12 protein-coding genes are annotated in these 16,555 nt (G+C 34.6%); 1 reads left to right on the plus strand and 11 read right to left on the minus strand.

From position 1 onward, the window contains the following. The 10 genes from H603_RS0103345 to H603_RS0103390 all read right to left on the minus strand — a co-directional run bounded on the left by H603_RS0103345 (position 1) and on the right by H603_RS0103390 (position 13,324). Positions 1-1,023, minus strand: coding sequence for a sugar kinase (locus tag H603_RS0103345; protein ID WP_026707246.1), 1,023 nt, complete (start codon positions 1,021-1,023; stop codon positions 1-3). Positions 1,024-1,122: 99 nt separating this feature from the next. Further along, positions 1,123-1,887 (minus strand): SDR family NAD(P)-dependent oxidoreductase, encoded by a 765-nt coding sequence (locus H603_RS0103350; protein WP_026707247.1) that lies wholly within the window; start codon positions 1,885-1,887, stop codon positions 1,123-1,125. 47 nt (positions 1,888-1,934) lie between these two features. Continuing rightward, entirely contained in the window at positions 1,935-3,203 is a 1,269-nt protein-coding gene (locus H603_RS0103355; RefSeq protein ID WP_026707248.1) for an MFS transporter, read from the minus strand. A 192-nt stretch (positions 3,204-3,395) separates the two neighbouring features. Continuing rightward, entirely contained in the window at positions 3,396-4,097 is a 702-nt protein-coding gene (locus H603_RS0103360; RefSeq protein WP_026707249.1) for a FadR/GntR family transcriptional regulator, read from the minus strand. A 111-nt stretch (positions 4,098-4,208) separates the two neighbouring features. Further along, positions 4,209-5,054: a polysaccharide lyase family 7 protein gene (locus H603_RS16400; RefSeq protein WP_051219134.1), complete on the minus strand. Its 846-nt coding sequence runs from the start codon at positions 5,052-5,054 to the stop codon at positions 4,209-4,211. Positions 5,055-5,074: 20 nt separating this feature from the next. Further along, the gene (locus H603_RS0103370) at positions 5,075-5,908 is read right to left on the minus strand and encodes a PKD domain-containing protein (protein ID WP_051219138.1); all 834 of its coding nucleotides are present in this window, start codon (positions 5,906-5,908) and stop codon (positions 5,075-5,077) included. 32 nt (positions 5,909-5,940) lie between these two features. Then, the gene (locus tag H603_RS0103375) at positions 5,941-7,320 is read right to left on the minus strand and encodes a RagB/SusD family nutrient uptake outer membrane protein (protein WP_026707251.1); all 1,380 of its coding nucleotides are present in this window, start codon (positions 7,318-7,320) and stop codon (positions 5,941-5,943) included. A gap of 15 nt (positions 7,321-7,335) precedes the next feature. Further along, entirely contained in the window at positions 7,336-10,395 is a 3,060-nt protein-coding gene (locus tag H603_RS0103380) for a SusC/RagA family TonB-linked outer membrane protein (protein WP_026707252.1), read from the minus strand. Positions 10,396-10,687: 292 nt separating this feature from the next. Continuing rightward, on the minus strand, positions 10,688-11,038 hold the full coding sequence (locus H603_RS0103385) for a cupin domain-containing protein (protein WP_026707253.1): 351 nt from the start codon (positions 11,036-11,038) through the stop codon (positions 10,688-10,690). Between the two features lie 30 nt (positions 11,039-11,068). Beyond that, entirely contained in the window at positions 11,069-13,324 is a 2,256-nt protein-coding gene (locus tag H603_RS0103390; RefSeq protein ID WP_026707254.1) for a heparinase II/III domain-containing protein, read from the minus strand. 392 nt (positions 13,325-13,716) lie between these two features. Between H603_RS0103390 and H603_RS0103395 the strand changes: the two genes are divergently transcribed. Then, on the plus strand, positions 13,717-14,106 hold the full coding sequence (locus H603_RS0103395) for an acyl-CoA thioesterase (protein WP_026707255.1): 390 nt from the start codon (positions 13,717-13,719) through the stop codon (positions 14,104-14,106). 60 nt (positions 14,107-14,166) lie between these two features. On the opposite strand, the gene H603_RS0103400 is transcribed toward H603_RS0103395, so the two are convergent. Beyond that, a complete protein-coding gene (locus H603_RS0103400; protein WP_026707256.1) occupies positions 14,167-16,419 on the minus strand; it encodes an acyl-CoA dehydrogenase family protein in 2,253 nt (750 codons plus the stop codon). Between the last annotated feature and the right edge of the window lie 136 nt (positions 16,420-16,555).

The following is a 16,555-nucleotide window of genomic DNA, read 5'->3' on the forward strand; positions in this document are numbered from 1 at the left end:
TTATCTTGATACTTTACCAGAGAAATCTCCAGCAAGTAACTTTTCTATTTCTTCAATTGTAATAAGGTTATAATCTCCTGCGATGGTATGTTTTAAACAACAAGCCGCCACAGCAAAATTTAACGCTCTTTGTTTGTTAACAGGTGTTTGAAGTAAACCGTAAATCAAACCACCCATAAATGCATCACCACTTCCTACACGATCTACTACAGGAGTAACATCTTGTACATCGGCATTGTACACTTTTTCGCCATCATACAATATTCCACCAATTCTTTGGTGAGAAGCACTAATTGAATAACGTAACGTTGTGACCGCAGTATTCAACTTTGGACATTTTTTAAATAATTCATCGTAAAGCGTTGGTAAAGACGCTTCATTGCTATAGTCTGGATTTACTTTATCCATACCTAACATAAAATAAGCAGTATCAATATCACCTAAAATGATATTGCTGTACTGCAACATTTCTGGCATCACATCTTTTGGTTCTTTACCGTAATTCCACAATTTAGAACGGTAATTTAAATCAGTAGAAATAGTAATCCCCATTTCATGCGCTACCTTAATTGCCTCAAAACAAGCATCAGCTGCGCTTTGAGATAATGCTGGAGTGATCCCACTCCAATGAAACCAAGTAGTCTCTTTTAATGCTTCTCTCCAATCTATTGTACCGGGAGTAATAGTGGCCATCGAACTACCTGCTCTGTCATAAATAACATTACTAGCACGAGTACCCGATCCAGTCTCTAAAAAATAAAGACCTAATCTCTCTCCTCCAAAAACAACGTTATGACAATCTACACCTAATTTACGCATCTCCTTTAATGCACTATTACCTAGTTCATTGTCAGGAAGTCTCGTAATAAATTCGGCTGCAACGCCATAATTTGCTAATGATACAGCCACATTAAACTCACCACCACCATAGGTAGCTTTATACGAATCCGCTTGAGAAAATCTCAAATGTCTTTCAGTAGAAAGGCGGAGCAAAATTTCACCAAAAGTGACTACTTTATTCATTGTTATATTCCTTATAAAGTTTTAAATAGTAAAAATTAAAACCCCATTATTATACTTTTAATCAAAAATACTAGAATTGCTAGTACGTTTAATCAATTATTAGATTCCTAATGCTTGACCACCACCAATTTGGATAGTTTCAGCAGTCATGAAAGAAGCATCTGTACTAGCTAAGAAAGATACAACTGAAGCAACTTCTTCTGGCTCACCTAATCTACCTAATAAAATACTGTTTTTCCATGTTGCAAAAACCTCTGGCTTAGTTGCTTTAATTTGTGCATGAAAAGGAGTGTCAATTGTTCCTGGAGAAACAGCGTTAACTCTAATTCCGTATTCTGCTAAATCTTTAGCTAAAGCTCTTGTAATTGCGTTAACTCCTGCCTTTGAAGTACCGTAAATTCCTGCTCCCGGTCCACCTGCATTCCATGCTGCATTTGAAGTATAGTTAATGATAGACGCATTCTCACCTTTCTTTAAAAAAGGAATTGCTGCTCTAGAAGCAAAAAATACCGAATCAAGGTTTAAAGCCATAACTGATCTGTAAAATTCAGTTGTCATTTCTTCAAATCTAGCTCTTCCACCTAATCCACCTGCATTATTTACAAGAACATCAATTTTCCCGTACTTCTCACCAATCTTAGTAATATTAGCTGTAACTTCTTCTTCATTTGTTACGTCAAAACCATAATACTCAGCAGTAATTCCATCAGCAGTTAACTCAGCTATTTTTGCTGCTCCTGCCTCTGCTTCAATACCATTTAATACAACTGTGTAACCATCTTTACCTAATCTTTTAGCTACTGCAAAACCTATACCACCTGTTGCACCTGTTATAATAGCAACTTTACCTTCTACTTTATTCATCTTTAATTAATTTAATATTTAAATTTTTGTTCTAATTTTTAATCGTTTTATTTCTCTACTTGTTCTATTTTTCTAATAAAAAAGAAAACTGAAACTATTGTTAATGGTGCTAACACCGCAATAATTATAAATGCGGGTGTATACGATACAGTTGTAATTTTAGGAATTAACCAGTTCATGACAATTACTGACAAAGCACCTATACTACCGGCTAATCCTGCAAGCGTACCTACAGATGGACCTTTGAATAAATCACTTGATAACGTTTGAAGATTACCTATGGCAAACTGGAAACCAAACAGCACTAAACTCACAATGTATATAAATGTCATTGGGCTATCTCCATCTACTAAAAATATAATTCCTAATAGTCCAAGAAAGATTAAAACACAACCTATAGTTATCGAAATTTTTCTAGCTGCATCGACAGTTTTCGTCTCAATTAATTTTCCACAGTACCATCCTCCAATAAGGCTTCCTGCCATACCTCCTAAATAGGATATCCAAATTGTTGAACCAATTTCTACAATACTAAATCCAAATTTAGAGTGCAAGTATAAAGGCATCCAACCCACAAATAACCACCAAATAGGTTCGATGAAAAAACTTGCAGTTAATACTCCCCAAGCTTCTCTATATTTTAATATGTTCAATACACTTAATCCTTTCTCATTAGATTTAGATACTGGACTCGCGTTACTACTTGATACGATTAAATTTAATTCCTCTTCAGTAATCCAAGGATGTTTGTCTGGAGTAGCTTTGTTAATAAACAACCATGGAATAACCCATAAAATACCAATTGCACCAATAATAATGTACGTTGATCTCCAACCAAAACTACCATATAAAAAAGCAATTAGAACGGGAGCAATTACACTTCCTAGTGAAGCACCAGCATTAAATATACCTTGAGCAATAGCACGTTGTTTTACGGGAAACCACTCTCCGTTACTTTTAACCGCTCCCGGCCAGTTCCCTGCTTCTCCTAACCCTAATAATCCTCTAAAAAGAGTTAGAGAGATTAATCCTCTAGCAAATGCATGAAATACAGATGCTACAGACCATAATACAATTGAAACTACAAACCCCAATCTAGTCCCTATAATATCATATAATTTTCCTGATAAGAATTTACCTGCTGCATAAGTAATCATGAAAATATTAAGCATAACAGCATAATCTGCTTCGTCCATACCTAAATCCTTACCCATTTCTGGCCACATGATTCCAAAAGCAGTTCTGTCAATATAATTAATAACAGTCGCGATGCAAATTAATGTAATAATCCACCATCTTAATCCTCTTACTTTCATTGTTAATTGTTTTTATTTAGGGTTCAAATTGCACTTAAAAAAAAGCACAACAAAACCTGCATCGCTATTCTGAGAACAGGACGGAATATTAATTTTTAAACTGTTTTGCTAATTTTAAAGAACTAAAAGTAGTAACTCAATACTTAAAATAATAACTAAGGCAACCGCGCAATTGCTTTAGTATTGTTTTATTTAAATATTATAGCAGTACTGATACAAAGCCTTAAAGTGTTCTTTCATTTTTTGTTTAGCTAACTGTGGATTTTGATCTTTAATTGCATTGTAAATATCTAAATGCTCTTGAATCCCTTTCACAGCTTGTCCTTCATCACATACATGATACTTTTCGAAATTTGTAATAATTTCTGGAGTGATGATTAGCATCAAGGTATTTATCGTACTATTTCCACTAGCTTTTGCAATAGCTAAGTGAAAAAGCAAATCTTCCTGAACTGCCTCCTCTCCATCTAGCACTTTGATACTGTATGCATCTAATGCCGCCTTCACAGCAACTAAATCTGACTCGGTTCTTCTAGTAGCTGCAAGTCTTACTGTTTTTAATTCGAGTAAAATTCTTGTTTCTACTAATGATCTAAAATCAGACTCTTCCAACTTTAAAATATCTTCAATAATACCATTCATCGCAATAACTCCTATGTTTGCTACAAAGGTTCCACTTTGCGGAATGGACTTTAAAATACCGTAAAATTCTAGTTTCTGTATCGCTTCACGAACAGAGTTTCTACTCACTTCAAATCGCTCTGACAACATTCTCTCCGAAGGTAATTTGTCGCCAGGCTCTAAATTTTTGAAATTCATATAATCCCTAATCTTAGCGATAATATTATTTACAACCTCTTTATTATCTTTTTTTGTTAACGCCTCTAAATTCATACTTCATATATTTAGTATAATCTGGTTAACCAGATTGGTTTGTTAAAAATATAAAAAATATCGATATAAAAAAACAAAACAACTTTTTTTTTAATCGATGTTAAACCGTTGTTAATGAGACACATCAAGACTGTAATACTTCACTTTTGCAAATGCACCTTCATCATTTGTTTGTAAATAGTTCCCAGCTTTGAAATAGTTCTCAAAAACACCCCATTTTTTTAGATCTGAAGAGCGATAAACAACTGACTCATTATTATTTAAAACTACTTCTAACCTACCTTTTGATACAATTACTTCTAAGGTAAATTTATCAAAATTCACCTTTTCTTTAAAATTGTAGCCTTTATCATCTTTCCACGCTTTTGTACTTAACATATCAGTCTCCGAAACCTTTTTGTCTTTTAAGACTTTAGTCTTTACACGAATTTTCCCGTTATCCCAATAAATTTTTAAAATAGGTGGTGCATTATTGTCATCTTCACCAATAAGGTCTTTTTGAGCATTACTCAAGCGACCGTGAATTTGCATGATGATTACCTTATGAAATTTCCCTTCCTTACTCTTCGAAACTTCACCCATTGCCAAAGTTCCTTTCATCCTACCACCTTGGCTAAATGTCCAATTAGGATCGTTTTTGCCGGGCACTAGTTGCTCTCTCAATTCTGAGCGAGAATAATGCGTATTTGTAGTTGTGACTCCTGAAGGATAGGCATAAAAAACAACCGCACCGTCTGGGTCATTATACATGTACTTATTAATACTTTCGTTTGTATTGTATCCTAATATTTCAGGATACCCTACCGAAGTGGGATTACCTTCAGGAATGGTAACTTTCCAATGCGTGAGGTCAAATGGCGCTTTGTCTTTTTTATCAGATGTTTGCGCCATACCAAAGCTAGAAATCAACAGTGACCCTACAGTAATACTAGTTAGAATGTTTTTCTTAGAAATCATAAATCAATTGTAAACTTAAATTAATTACTCGCAATACTTATATCATCAACACGCGCTTCTGCAAGTTGGTTACTTATATAAATAGATATCGAAGCGTTCTCACCAGAATTGAATGTTAGTGATTCCTTGATATAAGTATTTGCATCATTTTGATCACTCACAGTTGCAGTAGCTATCGTTGCCGAAGCTAGATCTGCCTTACTATTAACTGCTCCTCCTAATACTGCTACAGTTACACTACCAGTGGGTGAAGTTTTTATAGTGTAGTAAAACGAAAGTGTATAAATTTTATTCTTTTCAACTGTTATCGTTTGGTAACCTATTCTACTACCATCGCTAGGGAATTTAGCAGCTTGACTACCTGCGACGACAGGGCTTGTTGTCACTTGGATTTTTCCTCCCAGGTCTGCATTTTCCCAGCTTTCAGTACCACTTTCAAAACCTGCATTTAGAATTACTGGTTTAAAAACCTCAGTTGGTTTTGTTACTTCGATTTCTTGAGTCACTGTATTACTTACTCCTAATTTATCAGTAGCTATTAAAGTCACTGTATATTTTCCAAAATCAGGAAAGTCATGGGATGCATCTTTATCGGTGCTTGAACCCCCATCTCCAAAATCCCACACATAATCTGTAGCGCTCACAGAAATGTTAGTAAAATCTACGGTAAGGTTATTGGCTGTATTTACTTTTGCCGTAAATCCTGCTGTAGGAGGTGTTTGATCTGCAATACTTGCCTCTTCAGGCCATTCAGATCCATAACTGTCACAACTTTGCAGACTTGCAACGATTACTACTGTGCAAACAAATGCCTTTACATACGTTGTTATAATTTGAATACTATTTTTTTTCATAGTGTCGCTTTTTAAATTTAATGTAATTAATACTAGTATCCTGGGTTTTGTAATAATGCACCACCACTCACATTGATTTCAGCTTGCGGAATTGGAAGCAATAAATCTGTTGGAGAAAAACTCACAGCAGTATTTGTCGCATAAATAGAAAGCACATTTTGTGCCTCTCCAAAACGTATAAGATCATACAATCTATGATTTTCAAATGCTAGTTCTATTCTTCTCTCATCCATCAACATTTGTTTAGTCAACTTGGCAGTTCCATTTTCAGGCAATGTGCTTAGTCCTACTCTAGCTCTAACTAAGTTATAACTTTTTATTGCCGCCACACTTGCTGTTTCTGACTGTCCTGCCATTATAGCTTCTGCATGTAATAATAAAACATCTGCTAAACGCAATACAATCCAGTCGTTTCCGCACAAACGTGCATTTCCAGAAGTGGTTAAAAATTTAGCATTTGCCTTAGGATCTAAAGGATTAATCAGAACTGGTTTTCTTTCTACATCTGCTGGATCTATTGCCCCAGCTAAGTCATCAGTAACAAAATTCAATCCACTAACTTGCCCACCTTGAGTCATTTCAAATGAGAAATCTTGTGACTCATTAACATCATCATTCGTATACGGAATCGCAAATAGAATTTCGTTATTTTTCTCTGAATAAAAAACATCACTATATGCAGCTTGTAGTGCATATTGATTGTTTGCAACTAATTGTGTTAACAACGGTTGAGCTGCTGTGTAATTTCCTTGTGTCAAGTATACCTTTGCTAACAATCCTTGAGCTGCCGCCATCGTAGCACGCCCAAAAGAAGCACTTGCTTTTGAAGGAAGATTTGCCGCAGCAAACTCTAAATCTGTTTGTATAAAACTCAGTACATCTACTGCTGAAGTTTTAGCTAAATAGGTGGCATAATCACTATCTGTAGGGGTTACTACTTTATCAAGTAATGGAACATCACCGTAAGCTCTAACCAAGTTAAAATGTGATAAAGCTCTAACAAATCTAGCTTCTGCAGCATATTGATTCTTTTTAGCACCGTCTTGAACTACATCAATATTTTTAAGTACCACATTAGCTCTAAAAATTACATTGTAGTTTGCTCTCCAGTAATTAACAATGGCAACATTAGTAGATTTAACACTAAAGCTTTCAAACTGTGCCCAATCTCCTTCACGAGATTTGGATTTTGCATTATCTGATCTCATTTCTGTCAACGCAAATTCTCGCATTGGCACCTCTTGTAAACCGTCATATATTGCAATTACTGCTCCTTCAATTTCTTCGTCATTTTGATAAAAAGCATTGTCACCAATTTGCGAAAGAGGAGCTAAATTTAGATCGTCTTTTCCGCATGAATAAGTACTTGAAACTAGAATAAATAATCCTAAAAGTTTATATATATTTTTCATATTTCTTGTTCTTTTTTAAAATTCAACATTAAGTCCAAATGATACCGTTTTGTAGATTGGCGCAGCCCCTTTTTGATATCCGTACGTTAAAGGATTACTAGATCCATCTGTGATTCCTTCTGGATTGTAACCTGTGTAATCTTTAGACATAAAATACAATAGGTTTTGCCCAGCTACGTACAATCTCATTTTGCCAATCCCAAATTTTTTCAACATCTCTTTAGAAAAAGTATATCCTAAATTCACATTACGCAAAGCAACATATGAAGCATCTTGAACATCGTCACTTGTAAAAATGCGCTGTGTAGTAAAATCTGCATTAGGTAAATCAGACGTAGAATCTTGATTTGATGCAAACTCGTTATTAATGTACTGCGAATTTATATTACGTACCTCAGCACCGTAAGACCCTTGAAACATAAAGCTAAAGTCAACATTTTTATATTTGAAATTATTGCTAAAACTCCAAACTAAATCAGGATAAGGAGTTCCTAAAACGGTACGATCATCCGTATCGATAATCCCGTCTCCGTTTAAATCTTTTACATAAACATCTTGTGCCTGCCCATTAATAGGATAAAAAGGATTTTTAATATACTGTGTGTCAATTTGGCTACTTACAACATAACCGTAAAATGATGAAATAGGGTGACCTTCTAGCGAGATCCATTCTGCCGGACGTTTGTCATCGATTATACTAATTAATCCACTTGATCCAGCAAAATCAACTAATGTGTTTTTGTTACGAGTAAACAAAGCTGATGAAGTCCATGAAAAATCATTAGTTCTAATATTTTTTGAACGCAGTTCTAACTCAAATCCTTCATTTTTAACTTCCCCTCTATTTACTAACGCTGTCTCAAATCCAGTAACTGCAGCAACTGGTAAATCGATTAACAAATCATTACTTGTTCTAGTGTAATAATCGAATGAAAATCCAAAAGCACCATCAAATAATGAAGCATCGATACCAGGATTAAATTCTACTAGTTGTTCCCAACCTAAATTAGGGTTTGAAATATTTGTGGTATTAAAACCATTTGATAATCCATCAAGTGCTGTCCCTACTGGTTGAACTAGACCTATATAGTCGTACTCACCAATACCTGAATTGCTTCCTGTTACACCATAACTTACTCTTAATTTTAAATCTCTAACAAAACGGCTGTCTGCAAGAAACTCTTCATTAGATACTCTCCACCCTAAAGAAGCTGCAGGGAAAAATCCGAATTTTTTATCAGGTCCGAATTTTGATGAACCATCAGTTCTAAAACTAGCTGAAACTAAATAACGGTCGTCATAAGAATAATTCACACGAGATAAATACGAAATCAACCTTTCTTTATATTTACTAGTAGATCCACCTGTTAAATTTGCAGCTGGAATAGTTTGTATGTAATCATTACTGTATCCAGCAGCTGAAATACCTACAAGCGTTGTAGACCAAAACTCTGCTGTAAAACCAGCAATTGCACTAAGATTGTGTTTTCCAAAATCATTGCTGTAGCTAAATAAACTTTCAGTTACCATATGATTTTGCTCAGTTGAACTATAGAATGAAGCCGAATCTGCAGCACCATTACGCGTTGCTTGTACACCTCTATACTCCTCTGACTTTATAAATCTATAATCTCCTCCTAAGGTTTGCTTGAAATTAAAATTATCTGTAAAGTTTACCTTAAAGTAAGTATTTCCGTAGAACTTAGTTTGGTACTTTAATTCGTTAATTTCATTTACTTTCGCAAAAGCATTTTGATTAGAAGTAGCACTAATACTAGTTCCTCCGCTTGCTACAGGAACACCATTTTCTAAATCGTAATTATCAAACATTCTTTCCATGGCATAATCTCCAACTTTGGCATTAGCCCATCTACCATTTTCTCTCAATCTGTTTACATATTGAATAGAATTTTCATCTAGATATACAGGTAACCATGGGTTTTGTCTGATAGCATCCACAAGATTAATAGGGAATCTTCTTTGTTTTGTAAAAGAAGGATTAATCATTACACCAAATTCTAATTTATCCACTTTAGAATCTAAATTTAAACGCAGATTGATTTTTTTGAAGTTGTCGTTAAGAAGTACACCTTCGTCACTATTGTATCCTATCGAAGTTCTAAATTTAGTACTTTCTGATCCTCCACTTACAGATAAATTATGATCAGTGATGACACCACCGTCCATAATTTCTTTTTCCCAATTTGTATAGGTACCCAGTTTTTCAATATACTGCATTTGGTCTGTTAACTCGCCCCCGTTATTTTCTCTAACAAAGCTTGACCATTTTTCTGGTGTAGACAAAATATTAGTTCGCGGCACAAATTTATAACCAGTATATGTATTATAAGAAAATTTAGTTTTACCTTCTTTTCCTTTTTTTGTTGTAACCATAACTACCCCATTCGCACCCCTAGAACCATAAATAGAAGAAGAAGAAGCATCTTTTAATATCTCAACTGATTCTACATCATTCATGTCGAGACTAGAAAGGAAGTCAGCATCGTTTCCTAATACGATACCATCAACCACAATTAATGGGTTTGATGAAAATGAGATCGAACCTTGACCTCTTACTTTAATTGTAGGCGCTTCACCCGCACCAGGATTTGTTTGTTGAATGTTCACCCCTGCGACCTGCCCTATCAAGGCATCATCGACACGCGAAACCGGAATTTGATCTAAATCAGTATTGGTAACTTTAGAAATTGACCCTGTTACGTTGGCTCTTTTTTGAGTTCCGTAACCTATGACAACGACTTGTTCTAATTGATTACCAGCTTCACTTAAAGCAATATTTAGAGTAGACTGATTGGTTATGGCAATTGTTTTTGTCTCATAACCTAAATAACTAAATTGTAATTTATCTCCTGAAGATACAGAGATTGAAAATCCTCCATCAAAATCTGTGATGGTTCCTGTTTTTGAATCCTTAATAATTAAGTTGGCCCCAGGAATAGGCATTTTGTCAGAAGCGGCAGTTACTTTACCCGTTAGTGTGTATTTCTTCTGAGCAAATACAACCACGTTACATAGTAAAATAATCAAAATTGAAAGTTTAATTTTTACATTCATAATTTCTCTGTTTGGTTTTGATATGTTTGATTTATTATAGATTGATTAGGAAGTCAATCATTTGTATTTCACCACATAGGTTCAAAATGAGACAAGGTATTAAGCAAGTCAAAAATTAAGTGATTTTTGGTTTTCCAAACTGGTTACCCAGATTGATTTACCAAATATAACATAATTTTAACGTAAAAAAAATTATTCTTAAAATTTTCTAAATAAAAAAACACATTATGTATTTTTTACCTCTAAAAAATACATAATGTGCTAATTATTGATCTAATGTACCGCAGCGAGATTATTTCGACATGAAATCTTCTCTAATAGGACTGAAAACATCAATTAAAACCCCACTTTCAAGACATAATGCACCGTGCATTACGTGTGGCGGAATATAAAAGCAGTCTCCCCCTTTTAAAATTTTAGTCTCTTCACCAATTGTCATTTTAAATTCTCCACTTACTACATAAGTAACCTGTGCGTGGTAATGCTCATGCATAGGACCAATTCCTCCTTTAGTGAAATCAACGTTAACTAACATAATGGTGTCATCATAACCCATTATTTTTCTCTTAACTCCTTCGCCCACTACTTCCCATGGTATTTCATCTCCTAGTAAAAACTCTTTGCTTGCTCCAAACTTTTGCATATTCTTAAATTTAAATTATTGTATTGCTTTTTATTTTATTTTTTTATGAAATACACATCCTGTCCATTGATAATTTTCACCATCTACAGTTATTTGATGTGTTTTACTTGTAGAACTATCTTTTACATCCATTATAAACAGTAGGATACTATTATCTTTATTATAAATCTTTACAGCGATATAATTAGCATCATCACGTACTTTTTCAAGTTTAGTAATGCTACTGTATGCATTTGATGTAAATTCTGAAACAGTGTTATACGAGCCATGTGTTTCTAATGCATTTACAAAAGTAGCATTTTGGGCAGCTTTTTTTCTATAGATAATTCCAGGATCATTTCTTAAATTGAAGTTAGGGTCATTTGCACCCAATCGTGTAAAAATAATTTCATCTCCTGTAGATAATGCTGCAGTCAAACTATAGAATGTACCTTTATTAAGCCAACTAACTTTCGAATTATCTTGAGTAGCTACACCACTGGCTTCTTTCCATAAATGTTGGTAGCCGTTTTTATCACCTAGAGGCATTAGCGCTTTACTTTTCTCGTACTTGAAATTTGCCGACATGATTTGCCCAAAATAGTAATAAGGAAAATCATATTGATTTTGTTGCTCTGACTTTATTTGCATAATATCTAAAAGTACAGGGCGCTCATAACTTTCATCTTGTATTAACGCCATTGTACGATGCAATGAAGTTCCAGGATATGCATTATTTTCTATAGCACTAACAACTTGAAAATTTGGATCAGAAACATCGAATAAATATTTATCAGAATGATTTAAACTTCCAATATCAAAATCTCCATTAAAATGTGAGGTTTCGTTTTGAATAACCGTATTGTGTGCAATCGATTGTTTTGCCCAGCTTCCATTCTCTTTTAAATAACCTCCTCCATTTTTTTGTTCGATATTAACAAATCTTGCTAATCCGTAATCTTGAATAACCTCATCTGCATTATTATAATAAGAGAATGACAATTTATCATAATGCCCGTGACTCAATCCTTGTGCTGCATATTTTAAAACTAATGTAGCTTCGTCATTCTGCTCCTTACTGCGTAAAATAGCGACTCCGCCTTGCTTTCCATCAGGTCCATCAGATAGATTTAATGATTTTTTTACAAAAGGTTCTGCTAGATTTTGTTGGACAGCAAGAGCAACTTCAAGACCGCTTTCATCTAATTCTACACGATTCTGTTTTTTGGCAATAGACAATAATTCCGGATCTCTCGTACCATAAGTATATCCTATAGCCACTGCAGAAACTAATTCTCTAGAATAATACGACATCCCTTTTTGACCATCGTTCAACGGAAAAAATTCTCCTTCACTATTTGTCAAATTCAATAAAGCATAAATTGATTTCAGCAATACAGCATTTTTATATTCGAAAATTTTAACCTCAGGTTTACTATTTTGTAAGGCGGCAGCAAAAACTAAGAATGGATACATAGCATAGCGCTGGTAGTATGGCCCTTCAGTATAATACCCATCAGGAGAAAAAGGCTCGTCAACGTTTGCAAGAAAACCCGTTTTTTGTCCTTCTTTCTTTATTAACCCACCATCATTATCTTTCATTCCTGCAGGTAAATTATCCTCCTTTAATCCATTTAATGCACGATCAAGTAAAACAGCGTCATCCATCACTAGTCCAATCATACCTACTGCTACATTACCCCATGTACTGTGATTATGCACACGATTAAAAAATTGCGGAGATCCTATCGAAAGAAAGTCAGCATAAGGTTTAAACAAATTTTTCTCAATAGTAGCGCGCTCCTTTTTACTCAAGTAGTCATAAACACAATCATATGCTTGACTAGTATATACTAACCAGTTTGCATCATTTAAAGCCTGCCAAAATAATTTCCCTCTAGCATAAGAACGTTCCTGAGGATGCAATGGTAATTTAGGATACATTTTTGCATATTGCAACAACATATCTTTCACATAAAGTGCGTAACTATCATCATTTAAAATTTGATAAAGCAAACCTGCTTTTTGCATTAGTAAATAATTCCTTTTGTGTACTTCATGGCTATATCCACCAGCCATATCTTTAGGGATAGGTACGACAATTCCATCTGCTATAGCTTGATCTACTTCTACTTTTGCATTTGCTAGAGAAGTATCAAAAAGTGGCACCTTACCTAAATTCTCCCTAATTTTCTCTACTCCTTTTTTTGTCATGACAAGACTTGGGTGCTGCTGTGCCATTATCGAAGCAGACAACAACAAGCAACTTGCAATCGCAATCCCTTGATTAATTATTTTTGATAACATAGCTCTTTTATGTATTAGCTACCTACTTTTTATTACAAAAAATAGGTCAATTTATGTGTATTAGGACATCAATATAATCTCCTTAATTTGGTTAACCAATTTGGTTGTCCAAATATATTATTAATTGGATGATAAAAAAAATAAAATGTAATTTAATGGGCTATTTTTTCAACATCTAAAAATTTTAAATCCCTTTCATCTACCTATTCTCATTTAACTCTAAGTTTAATTGTGAATTATGAATGACTTTTTGATGTTTGGACCTCATGAATTGCATTTTTAGTAATAGAAATACTGTTTCACAAATAATTTAGTATTAAATCATCCTATATTTGCATTTGCTAGTACATTCAAGCGACAATAAATGTATAGCACAATTTAAAACTTACAAGATGACATTAGAAGAAAAAATATTAAAGGCTGAAACAAGAATATTTAAAGCCGTTTTTCCTAGTACAACAAATCATTACGACACATTATTTGGAGGAACTGCATTATACCACATGGACGAAGTAGCATTTATCGCCGCTACTCGCTTTAGCAGACAAAAAATGGTTACAGTAAGTAGTGACAAAATCGACTTTAAAAAACCTATTCCTGCTGGAACAATTATTGAACTTATTGGAAGCGTGATACACGTAGGAAATACAAGTTTGAAGGTAAAAGTTGAGATCTTTATCGAACAAATGTATGACGAGCGTAGAGAGAAAGCAATCACAGGAGAATTTACTTTTGTAGCGATAGATGACGAAAAAAATCCGATTTCTATTATAAAAGACTAAACTATCTCAAAAAACAAAGGCCAGCAAAAAGTATTTACTGGCCTTATTTATTTTATTTAATTAGTTAAATGCTATTGGTGCAGCCAAGCAAGAATCTGGAATTGCAAAGGCATCTACTAAGGCAACAGCCGAAGGTCTAATATCCCAGCACAATTGATTCACCATTTTTCTAATTGCCTTGGTTTTTACTGCTTCCATGTAGCCGTCTTCTAGGTACCAAGATTTATTTTTCTCTATTTGTGATAAAGCATACAACTGTGCCAATTTATCCAAAATATTCTTCTCATCACTATCCTTAACAGTAGCTATGGCAACTTGAAATTGTTCTAAAACCACTCTATCAAGATAGGCTTGTGCTACATCAATCATTTGGTGTTGCACAACATTAAAAGCATCGTAGGCTTCTAAACCACTTTCTATTAATTTTTTTAGACGTCGTGCTGCCGAAGCCAATATGGTTCTTTCTCTATGTTCGAAAGCTTGTAAATGAAACTGCCCATCTAAAAGATGCTCGCTATCTGTTTTACGGGTTGCAATAGGATTTTTTTCTGTGATAGCGGTAACCGCATTTTCATAAACGTAATTAAAGATTCCCATCTCTCCAAAAGTCTTTCTAAACTCTGATAATCTGTTTTTAGCGACCAATTGCATTAAAACGGTATTGTCACCTTCAAAAGTGGTGTATATGTCGGTATCGTTTTTTAAAGCGTCAATTCGATTTTCAGATAGGTACCCTTTTCCTCCGCAGGCTTCTCTACATTCTTGTAAAATTGCAGTTGTGCTCCAAGTAGAATAGGCTTTCATACCCGCTGCTAGTGCTTCAATTTCTTGCATTTCTGATTCTTTCTTGTGCATGAAACGTTTGGTAACATATTGCAATGCAAAATGAATGGCATATGTTTTTGCTAATGGCGGTAATAAACGGCGTTGGTGCATTCGATAATTAAGAATGGGCACTTCTGCTCCTCCTTCTGGTCCAAATTGCTTGCGTTGATTACTATACTTAATGGTTATTGCTAATCCACTTTTGGCTGCAGCCAAAGCAGAACGCGGAATACCAATACGCCCGCCCACTAGCGTACCTAGCATGGTAAAGAAACGTCTATTGTCACTAGGAATTGGACTTTCAAATTCTCCATCCTCATTCACTGAAGCAAAGCGATCCAACATGTTTTCTTTAGGAATAACGACTTGATTAAATTGTATCGTTCCATTATCAACTCCGTTCAAACCCATCTTTTGTCCGCAATCTCCTATGATAATCCCATCTAGAACTGTCCCCGACGCATCTCTCAATGGCACTATAAAAGCATTGACACCGTAATCGTGATTATCAATAACCAACTTAGCAAAAACCGTAGCCATTTGCCCGTGCACTGCAGCGTTTCCTATGTATTCCTTTTGCGCTTTTTCATGTGGCGTATGGATCGTAAATGTTTTGTCATTGTGATTGTAAGTAGCCGTAGTTTCTAGTCCTTTTACATTCGATCCATGATGCGTTTCGGTCATGGCAAAGCAACCTGGAATTTTTAAAGTACCAATGTCACGAAGGTATTTTTTATAGTGCTTCTCAGTACCAAGAGATTGCACACTCATACCCCAAAGCCCAAATTGCACCCCAAATTTAATAACCAAACTCAAATCGTGATAACTGAGTGTTTCCATAATGGCAAAATAATCAACGATGTTATCACCACCTCCGTGCTCCTGAGGATAGGCCATATTACCCAAATTTTCATCTGCAAGTATTTTGCACCACTCATATACTTTTTCTCTATACACTGCGGTATCTGTTGTATGTATGTAAGCAAATTCAGGTCGTGAAATTACTTCTTTGACTCTATTAATTATAGGAGCTTGTTCCCCATCAAGCAGTTTAGTAATTGCTTTTATATTAAATAAGTCTGTGTTTTGATAACGTGCTGTTTGTGTATTACCTATTTTTTTAAAATTTCCTATAACCTCTTCACTTAAAATTCCCAAGTCGGCTTCTAGTTTAACAAAATCTAATTTGTTATCTATAATTGCTTGGTTATCATTCGAAAGAAAAAGCACCACATCAAATATGGTTTTTATTCCGCTTTGAGACTGCACTACTTCTTGTATTTGGTAATACCATTTAGATATTGTCTCACGACTAGGCGGAACCTCCTTTACAATTGACGCAGTTAATTCTTCTTTATCCAATGGCGAAAGCCACTGTTGCTTATTAACAAAGTCCTGAAGTGTATCAAATTCTTTCTCGGTAAGTAAGTCATCTGACCAAACCATATATAAAAACGGAAGCATTGCGCTTGTAGTACTATTTGTCATAAGTGAAGTTGTAAAATTTAATTTTTGTCATCTACAGCACTATACGCACTAAAATGAAGTTACTAAAATTAAGGAATTCAAGTTGGTATTATTGTTAATGTACTACTAATTTTAAAAATGTGTGTAATAAAAAAGA

The sequence above is a fragment of the Flavobacterium frigidarium DSM 17623 genome (assembly GCF_000425505.1).
GTDB lineage: Bacteria > Bacteroidota > Bacteroidia > Flavobacteriales > Flavobacteriaceae > Flavobacterium > Flavobacterium frigidarium.

Excerpts from the sequence above, each read along its gene's own strand:
- H603_RS16400 (WP_051219134.1), bottom strand. The coding sequence starts at position 5,054 with ATGATTTCTAAGAAAAACATTCTAACTAGTATTACTGTAGGGTCACTG.
- H603_RS0103375 (WP_026707251.1), bottom strand. The coding sequence starts at position 7,320 with ATGAAAAATATATATAAACTTTTAGGATTATTTATTCTAGTTTCAAGT.
- H603_RS0103350 (WP_026707247.1), bottom strand. The coding sequence starts at position 1,887 with ATGAATAAAGTAGAAGGTAAAGTTGCTATTATAACAGGTGCAACAGGT.
- H603_RS0103400 (WP_026707256.1), bottom strand. The coding sequence starts at position 16,419 with ATGACAAATAGTACTACAAGCGCAATGCTTCCGTTTTTATATATGGTT.
- H603_RS0103385 (WP_026707253.1), bottom strand. The coding sequence starts at position 11,038 with ATGCAAAAGTTTGGAGCAAGCAAAGAGTTTTTACTAGGAGATGAAATA.
- H603_RS0103370 (WP_051219138.1), bottom strand. The coding sequence starts at position 5,908 with ATGAAAAAAAATAGTATTCAAATTATAACAACGTATGTAAAGGCATTT.
- H603_RS0103395 (WP_026707255.1), top strand. The coding sequence starts at position 13,717 with ATGACATTAGAAGAAAAAATATTAAAGGCTGAAACAAGAATATTTAAA.
- H603_RS0103355 (WP_026707248.1), bottom strand. The coding sequence starts at position 3,203 with ATGAAAGTAAGAGGATTAAGATGGTGGATTATTACATTAATTTGCATC.
- H603_RS0103360 (WP_026707249.1), bottom strand. The coding sequence starts at position 4,097 with ATGAATTTAGAGGCGTTAACAAAAAAAGATAATAAAGAGGTTGTAAAT.
- H603_RS0103345 (WP_026707246.1), bottom strand. The coding sequence starts at position 1,023 with ATGAATAAAGTAGTCACTTTTGGTGAAATTTTGCTCCGCCTTTCTACT.
- H603_RS0103390 (WP_026707254.1), bottom strand. The coding sequence starts at position 13,324 with ATGTTATCAAAAATAATTAATCAAGGGATTGCGATTGCAAGTTGCTTG.
- H603_RS0103380 (WP_026707252.1), bottom strand. The coding sequence starts at position 10,395 with ATGAATGTAAAAATTAAACTTTCAATTTTGATTATTTTACTATGTAAC.